9 protein-coding genes and 1 pseudogene are annotated in these 7,882 nt (G+C 68.6%); 5 read left to right on the top strand and 5 right to left on the bottom strand.

All coding sequences use genetic code 11. The annotated features are described in order from the left end of the window. Positions 1–182: ATP-binding cassette domain-containing protein (locus G448_RS17665; RefSeq protein WP_156911000.1), on the bottom strand; the 182-nt coding region annotated here is incomplete at its 3' end. 354 nt (positions 183–536) lie between these two features. On the opposite strand from G448_RS17665, the gene G448_RS0109515 reads away from it, so the two are divergent. The 5 genes from G448_RS0109515 (at position 537) to G448_RS18175 (ending at position 3,987) form a co-directional block, all read left to right on the top strand. Continuing rightward, complete coding sequence (locus G448_RS0109515) at positions 537–860, top strand: hypothetical protein (RefSeq protein WP_026407784.1); 324 nt, start codon at positions 537–539, stop codon at positions 858–860. After that, positions 857–2,284, top strand: a complete 1,428-nt coding sequence (locus G448_RS0109520) for a C2 family cysteine protease (protein ID WP_156911001.1) — start codon at positions 857–859, stop codon at positions 2,282–2,284. Before G448_RS0109515 ends, G448_RS0109520 begins: the two co-directional genes overlap by 4 nt. A 47-nt stretch (positions 2,285–2,331) precedes the next feature. After that, positions 2,332–2,874, top strand: coding sequence for a hypothetical protein (locus G448_RS18170; protein WP_156911002.1), 543 nt, complete (start codon positions 2,332–2,334; stop codon positions 2,872–2,874). A gap of 320 nt (positions 2,875–3,194) precedes the next feature. After that, positions 3,195–3,434: a hypothetical protein gene (locus G448_RS0109530; RefSeq protein ID WP_026407786.1), complete on the top strand. Its 240-nt coding sequence runs from the start codon at positions 3,195–3,197 to the stop codon at positions 3,432–3,434. Between the two features lie 28 nt (positions 3,435–3,462). Next, positions 3,463–3,987: a hypothetical protein gene (locus tag G448_RS18175; RefSeq protein ID WP_156911003.1), complete on the top strand. Its 525-nt coding sequence runs from the start codon at positions 3,463–3,465 to the stop codon at positions 3,985–3,987. Between the two features lie 519 nt (positions 3,988–4,506). On the opposite strand, the gene G448_RS0109535 is transcribed toward G448_RS18175, so the two are convergent. From G448_RS0109535 to G448_RS18415, 4 genes and pseudogenes are all read right to left on the bottom strand, one after another. Further along, positions 4,507–5,379 carry a response regulator transcription factor gene (locus G448_RS0109535; protein ID WP_084436620.1) on the bottom strand — a complete coding sequence of 291 codons (873 nt, stop codon included), beginning with the start codon at positions 5,377–5,379 and terminating at the stop codon, positions 4,507–4,509. Further along, the gene (locus G448_RS0109540; protein WP_026407788.1) at positions 5,376–6,557 is read right to left on the bottom strand and encodes a sensor histidine kinase; all 1,182 of its coding nucleotides are present in this window, start codon (positions 6,555–6,557) and stop codon (positions 5,376–5,378) included. The genes G448_RS0109535 and G448_RS0109540 overlap by 4 nt, the downstream gene beginning before the upstream one ends. Before the next feature lie 11 nt (positions 6,558–6,568). Next, a complete protein-coding gene (locus G448_RS0109545) occupies positions 6,569–7,486 on the bottom strand; it encodes an ABC transporter permease (protein WP_026407789.1) in 918 nt (305 codons plus the stop codon). A 41-nt stretch (positions 7,487–7,527) separates the two neighbouring features. Next, positions 7,528–7,882, bottom strand: a pseudogene (locus G448_RS18415) (ABC transporter ATP-binding protein); the annotation flags it as partial.

The raw sequence follows: 7,882 nt of genomic DNA on the forward strand, positions 1-7,882 counted from the left end.
CCACCATCACGACGACGCAACCCCTGCAGAATCTCCACAGTCGTCGTCTTACCAGCACCATTGGGCCCCAACAACGCCAGGACGGAGCCGGCGGGAATGTCGAGGTCCAGGCCCCGGAGGACGCGCTTATCGCCGTAGGACTTGCGCAGGGAATTGATAGTAATCGCCGATTTCGCTGCCATGACGCACATTTTCGCCCTGCGCCGACAGCCCCGGTAGCCACCGGAAGGGCTTCATGGGCCGTCCACCATTCGGTGGACACCGTTCGGTCGGTGCGGCTCTCGACGGCGTCCGGGACCGGGCCCCGGAGGCGCCCCGCCCCTCGCCCGCGCCTCCACGGCGGCGCCCCGCCCGCATCCGCCCGCTGCTCTCGGCGCACCGCATCCCGGGACGCGACGTCAACTCACCCCGTCCGCATCCGCCCGGCGCTCTCAGCACCTTGCCGGCGGCAATGCAATGCGTTAACGTGACGCACGTCTCTGTCCATCCCTATAGCATCCGGCCCGGTATCCGGCTGGTGCGCAGGAGTCTGCCCCATGGTGCTGGAAGTCAATGGTGAGGAACTGGTACGTGCGGCCTCCCTGGCCGACGAGTGCGGCCAGGAGGTGTCCACCGTCCGAGTCAGCGGCGAGGGGGAGGGCGTCCTGGGCTCCTCCGTGCTGGCGACCGCCACGACGACGTTCGCCTCCGCCCGAACGGATGAGGTCGCCCGTGCCGCGTCCCGAGCCGGGCGGATGGCCGACGGGGCCCGAGAGGCTCTGAGTCTGCTGACGAGCGCCGACGAGAACGCCGCCGCCGGCGCACGCGCTCTGGGGCACTCGTCCGGCGCCCCCTGCGGAGGACCGGGGGCCTGGCGGTGAGCGCGGAGACAGTGAGCATGGAGACCGAGGCCCTTGCGGGCGCAGCAGTCGGAGAGGTGCCGGGCTCTCCCGGAGGAGTGCGCGCTCTGGCGGACTCGTGGAGGTCCGCCGCGCGCACCGTGACGTGGGGAGCGGATCTGGCCGACAGCGCGCGTGCGACGGTCTCGTCATGCCAGGGGATGAGCGCTGACGCGTGCCGACATGCTGCCCGCGGTCTGACGCGGGACCTGGAGGGCACGATGGACTGCCTGCTGGACGGGGCCGGCGTCCTGGAGGACTACGCCGGCGTCCTGGACGAGGCGCGTACCGCGATCGAGGAGCTGCGTCGGCAGGCGGCGGCCACGGTGCAGGAGACGCTGGACAACCCGTCGGCTGCGCCGGAAGCGGCGGGAGCCCTGGCCCCGATCATGGGAGCCGCCGCCGGCCTCCGCATCAAGGTCGACCTCGCGGCTCACCTGGCCGCTGCGGCGCTGACCTCTCTCAACGCCGGCGGCCAGCAGGCAGGCGCGGGTGGCGCGGGCAACGGAGCCTCGGGATCGGATGACCCGCTCACGAGGCTGTGGAAACGCAATTTCGAGCATAAAAAAACGGTCGACGGCAAGAGGCGTTTGACCACGGAGGACGTCAACCGCATTAAAGAGCAGGACGAGGGGGGAGTCGACTGGAGAACCGTGGATCAGCAGGGGATTGGAGACTGCTTTCTCCTGGCCACCCTCCAAGCCTATTCGCAGAGCGAGGACGGCCAGCGGCTGTTGCGAGACAATATCCGTCTGAATGACGCGAGAGACGGCTTCATCGTCACTCTCTATGACAACGGCCAGCCCGTCGATGTCAACGTCACGGACTATTACACCAATGGCCTGCAGGGCCAGGAGACCGCGCCCCCCACCCTTCTCAACATCTACGAGCGCGCGTACGGCCTGTACTTCGGCGGACAGAATTTGGCGAGGGGCGGGAAATCGGAGACGGCCATGGAGCGCATCTCCAACCGCGAACCGGATCGCATCGACACCCGTGGCGGCACGGGGGCGACGTTCTGGTCCTGGTGGGACGATGACGCCTACAGCGATTCCGAATGGCAGCAGATCGAGCAGGCCATCGACGACGACCGGCCAGTCGTCGCCTCATCGCCCAAGGGCGGCATCGTCAGTGACGATAATGTCGATGCTGACACCAACAACGATGGCGTCTTCGACGCGGGCAGCGGCCCCGGCGCCGAGGACCAGGGGGGCGACTATCAGATCGTCAACGACCATGTGTACACGGTCGAGAGCATTGACGACGAGTACGTCACCCTGATCAACCCGTGGGGGAACAACCCGGACGCCAGTGACACCCACGTCGGTTCGGGTGGGCGGATCAGGATCACGCGTGAGGAGTACGCGAGGTACTTCCCCAGTACGGACGTCGGGCGGACATCCTGACGAAGAAGACCACCGGTCGTCATTCATTCTTGGAAAGCAGGTGCGAGATGAGCGAGTCCGACCCGCCGGAGGACCGAAGCGACGTGGCGGAGCTCGAGGGCATGATCATGGAGGCCTCGTCAGCACTGCGGGAGGAGGACCTTCGCGCGGAAGCCATTCGACAGAATCGTTACCGCGTGGCGAGAAGAATTATAGCCGTAGTGATGATCTCACTCACCTGCTGGGGACTCCGACTATTCTGGACCCACCCCCTGATCCAAAGCGCTCCCCTTCCCGAGGGAGTAGAAAAAGGGAAGCAGATTGATCTAGATGATTCCACAGGACCTCCGACGACAGAGGCGGGGAGATTAACTTCCGGCCCACTGTATTCACGCGGCTACAGGTGGGTCGGAACTCTATACTGGACGCACAAGGATGGCTCGAGGGACACCATCGCGATACACCTGGGAGAAAGCGTCCACATCGACGGCCTGGGGACCATCACCCTCACAGACGTCAACCCAGACCCCATAATACCGGAACCTAGATACGGGGGATGGACTTGTCTGTTCAACCTCACTCTCGACCCCGGCGTCACCCTCCAGAATTAACGAACGCCCTCCAGGAAGACAGGTGCGAGATGAGCGAGTCCGACCCGCCGGAGGACCGAAGCGACGTGGCGGAGCTCGAGGGCATGATCGCGAACGGGACACCGGGGCGCCGTCGCACAAAACCGACATGGCACAAGCGGCACCGCACCCTGGTAGCGATTCTGAAAATAGCGATGATCTCGCTCGCCTGCTGGGGCCTCTGGATATTCTGGACCCACCCCCTGATCCAAAGCGCCCCCCTTCCCGAAGGAGTAGAAAGAGGGAAGCGGCTGGAAATCGGAGGGGCAATACAATCACTATCCACCGAGACAGGGAACCTGATGTTCGACCCTCCGCGCGCACGCAACTACAGGTGGGTCGGGACCCTGCACTGGATCCGCCACGACGGCCCGAGGGACACCATCACACTGCCCCTGGGCGAAAGCGTCCACATCGACGGCCTGGGAACCGTCACCCTCCTCGGCGTCGAACCCGACCCCATCATGTCAACCCCTAGTATCGGCGGCTCCTACTACACCATCAACCTCACCCTCGACCCCGACGTCACCCTCCAGTACTAACAACCCCCTCCAGGAAGACAGGTGCGAGATGAGCGACTCCGACCCGGGCCGAAGCGACGTGGCGGAGCTCGGGGGCATGATCGCGAACGGGACGCCGGGGTCCCGTCGCGCAAAACCGACATGGCACAAGCGGCACCGCACCCTGGTAGCGGTTCTGAAAATAGCGATGATCTCGCTCGCCTGCTGGGGCCTCTGGATATTCTGGACCCACCCCCTGATCCATAGCGCCCCCCTTCCCGAGGGAGTAGAAAGAGGGAAGCAGATCGATCTAGATGATTCCACGGGACCCCCGACGACAGAGGCGGGGAGATTAACTTCCGGCCCACCGTATTCACGTAACTACAGGTGGGTCGGAACTCTATACTGGACACACAAGGATGGCTCGAGGGACACCATTGCGATACGCCTGGGCGAAAGCGTCCACATCGACGGCCTGGGAACCATTACTCTCACAGACGTTAACCCAGACCCCATAATACCGGAACCTAGATACGGGGGATGGACTTGTCTGTTCAACCTCACCCTCGACCCCGACGTCACCCTCCAGCACTAACGAACCCCCTCGAAGCTGGTGCCCGCTCGTCCCAAAAGGCCATCATCACCGCCGTCACAGCCTCGATTATCCTCGTCCTCCATAAAGGAAACTGGTAAGAAAACCTCATCGTCCTGTCGGCGCCTCGGCAAGCGGATCCCGGACGATCAGCCGGGTGATCGATGCTGTTCGGGTGCGACCGGTGGTGCGGGACGGCAGCGCGGGCTGCCGCTCAAAGCCTGCCGTACCGACGACACCGGCGATGCGTCCGGCCGCGCGCTCCCGCCGCACGCCCCACCACCAGTCGGACATCCTTGCGCGAGTCCGACGGCGGCGTCGTCGAACTCGCGCCGACATGCCGGCCTCGTGCAGAAATGCCCGACTCGTGGCGCCGGCGACCGGGCGCGGCGTCGTCGGACCGATCTCGATGCCGAACCGGACCGATCTCGACGCGGAACTCGACCGATCTCGGCGAGGGAGGCGTCGGCCGCCGAGCCCGGGATCGGGCCCGGCCTCGGCACCGGCACCGGGGGCGACCGGTCAGCCCAGGTCCAGCAGACCCCTGCGCAGGGCCTCGGTGACGGCGGCCGTCCGGGAATCGACGCCGAGCTTGGTGTAGGCGCGCAGCAGATGCGTCTTGACGGTGGCCTCCGTGATGTACAGCTCGCGACCGATCCGGCTGTTGGACAGGCCTCGGGAGACGGCGGCGAGGACCTCGCACTCGCGCGGCGACAGGGTGACAGGAGCCTCGGCTCCCGTGCCGCGCCCGGCCCCGCCGCGGGATCGGCCGTAACCCGCCCCGGTACCGCCGCCGGTCCCGCGAGCGGCCCCCACCAGGCGCGTGGTCACACTGGGGCTCAGCGCACTGCGCCCCGCCGCGGCGGCGCGCACGGCGGCGAGGATGTCCTCGCGCGGTGAGTCCTTGAGCAGGTATCCGATCGCACCGGCCTCCACGGCCCGCAGGATGTCGCCGTCGGTGTCATAGGTGGTCAGCACCACTACACGAGGCGGATCGGAGACGGCCAGGATCCGCCGCGTCGCCTCGACCCCATCCATACCGGGCATCCGCAGATCCATCAGAACCACATCGGGAGCCAGCTCCCCGGCCAGGCGCACGGCCTCGGCGCCGTCGGCCACCTGCCCCGCGACCTCGAGATCCTCCTCGCTGGAGAGCATGCCGACGATCCCGGAGCGCACGACGGGGTGGTCGTCGGCGACGAGGAGCCTGATGCGGGCGGTGCCGGCCTGGTTCGGGTCAGCCTGGTCCGGCCCGCCCCGGCTCACGTCGGCCTGGCCCGGCCCGCCCCGGCTCACGTCGGCCTGGTCCGGGCCGGCCTGGTTCGGGCCGCCCCGGTCCGAGGAGCCCTGGTCCGGGTCGGCGTCTGGAACGGGAGGACGGTTGGGAGCGCTCATAGGGGGATCCTCGCTTCGATGACGGTTCCGGTGCTGCCGTCGGCGTCGGGGGCGTGGGCGGGGTCGACGGTGAGAGTGCCGCCGAGGGCCTCGACGCGCGAGCGCATGCCGGCGAGTCCGGTTCCCTCGGGGCGTCCGCCCGTGCCCGTCCCGTCGTCGGTCACGGCGATGACGAGCTCGCGGACCGCTCCGAGACGCTCAGTGCCGATGACGACCTGCGCCTGCGTGGCACGGGAGTGACGGGCGATATTGGACAGGGCCTCCTGGACGGTTCGCAGGACGACGACCTCGACGGGGCGCGCCAGGGCCTGAGGCGGGTGGGCGTCGAGGTCGATGCTGCGCCCCGACCCGTTCCGGGCACCGACGAGGCGCTGGAGGGCCTGGGCCAGATCGCCGGAGCGCAGGGCGGAGGGGCCCTCCCCGGCGACGAGGGCGCGTGCCTCGGCGAGATTGTCGCGGGCGAGCGCCTCCATCTGGTCGAGGTGAACGGCGGCCGCGTCGGTGCGATCCCGGGAGAGATCGGTGCGGGCGGCCTGGGTCAGGGTGATGACGGAGATGAATCCCTGGGCGAGGGTGTCATGGACCTCGCGGGCCCAGTGCTGGTGCTCGGCGGCCCGGCCCGCGGCGCGCTCGGCGGCTGCGAGCTCGGCCTGGGCGGCGGCCAGGCCCTCGCGCGCGACGCGCTCGTTGTCCAGGGCGGAGGCCAGGGCGGCGGAGACGTCGTAGACGCGCCAGAACCACAGGCCGATGAACAGGGAGAACAGGCAGGACAGGACGCCGTTGGCGGCAGCACGGATCCAGTCGTGGTCCGGCCGCGCCAGCATCATCGCGCCGATCCCGATGGAGAAGACGACGGTCGCCACCACACCGGAGCGACGGGTTCGGTGGACGGCCCATAGAAGGGGGTAGACGACGAAGAACAGGATGGTCGCCCAGCCGCCGGACAGCACCGCGAGGAGCGCGGCCCCGGCCGCCGCCCAGATGATGACGAGAGCGACGCGGTGATGACCGGGGTTGTCGGGGGCGCGCACGAGGTCGAGCAGACCGGTGCGCCGTCGGATGGTGAAGGGGTTGAGCCACCACGGGCGCCGGTCCGCCCCCGCCAGTGCGGCGGGGGCGGACCGGCCCGGGGCGGGGGCGGCTGGGGCTGCGCCCCTCATGCCCTGGATGTCCCTCATGGCGGGTTCCCTCACCGGTCGACCGTATCGCGGCGGGTGATGACGATCGCCGCGAGGACGCCGGCCACCAGCCAGGCGGCCACGATGACCAGGCCCTTGCCGGTCTCCCAGGCGCCGGTGGGCTCGGCCACGGCGAAGGTGGAGGGAAGGAAGGCCTCGCGCATGAGCTCGGCCGACCAGCGCACCGGCAGGACGGAGAAGGCGTTGACCATCCAGGTCGGCAGCTGGGCCAGGGGGAAGAAGATGCCGGAGACGAACTGGAGGATGAGGACGATGGGGGTGACCAGGCCGGAGGCGGCCCGCTGGGTGGGGCGGGTGCGGCCGATCACCAGGCCCAGGGCGGTGCAGGTGGCGACCATGAGGACGATGGTGGCGGCCAGCAGCCCCCAGGCGCGGGCGGTGCCGGGCAGGTCGATGTCCAGGACCCAGCGGCCGACGAGGATGAGCATGGTGGCGTTGAGCAGAGCCAGGATCGTGTTGGACGCGCACTTGCTCGCCACGTGCGCCCACGACGGGGCGGGCAGGACCGCCAGGCGCTTGAGCTCGCCGTTCTCGCGCTCCCCGGCCACGGTCACCGCCAGGTTCTGCAGGCAGGTGGTCATGATCCCGGTGGTGACCATCGCCGGCAGCAGGTACTGGGCGTAGGACACTCCGGCGAGGAGCTCACCGGGGAAGACCGCGTGGAAGATGAAGAGCATGAACAGGGGGTAGAGGAACTGCATGACGAAGCCGACCGGTTCGCGCACGAAGCCGAGCAGGGTGCTGCGGACCAGCGCGACCACGATCCTGAGGCCGCCGGCCGGAGCCTGGGTGCGGTCGTGCGCACGCAGGGAGACGGGGGCTGGGGCCTGCTCCGAATCCGGTGCTGCCGAAGCCGGGAAGGCGGAGGGAGCGGTGGGAGCAGGAGTGGAGACGGCGGTGGTGGTCATGGGGAACGTCCTTCGGAGAGTATCGGCTGGTTGATTCGGTGTCAGGCGTCGGCCGTGAGAGCGGCCCGACGGACGGCGGCCTCGTAGGCGGCCACGAGCTCGAGGTAGCGGTCCTCCAGGGTCGGCGCGGTGATGCGCAGGCCGGGAACCTCCTCGCCGGGGCCGGCCAAGCGACTCATGAGACCTCGCACGACGGCGGTGGGCGCGGCGGTGCGCACGCTGCGCTCCTCGCCGTCCTCGACCCAGGAGACGGTCAGATCGCCCTCGCCGCGGGCCAGGTCCTCGGGGGCGCCCTGCGCCGCGATGCTCCCGCCCAGGACGACGGCGACCTCGTCGGCCAGATGGGCCGCCTCATCGAGGTAGTGGGTGGTCAGCAGGACGGTGGTGCCGTCCGCC

Origin of the sequence: Actinomyces gerencseriae DSM 6844 (genome assembly GCF_000429265.1) — a bacterium.
Classification (GTDB): domain Bacteria; phylum Actinomycetota; class Actinomycetes; order Actinomycetales; family Actinomycetaceae; genus Actinomyces; species Actinomyces gerencseriae.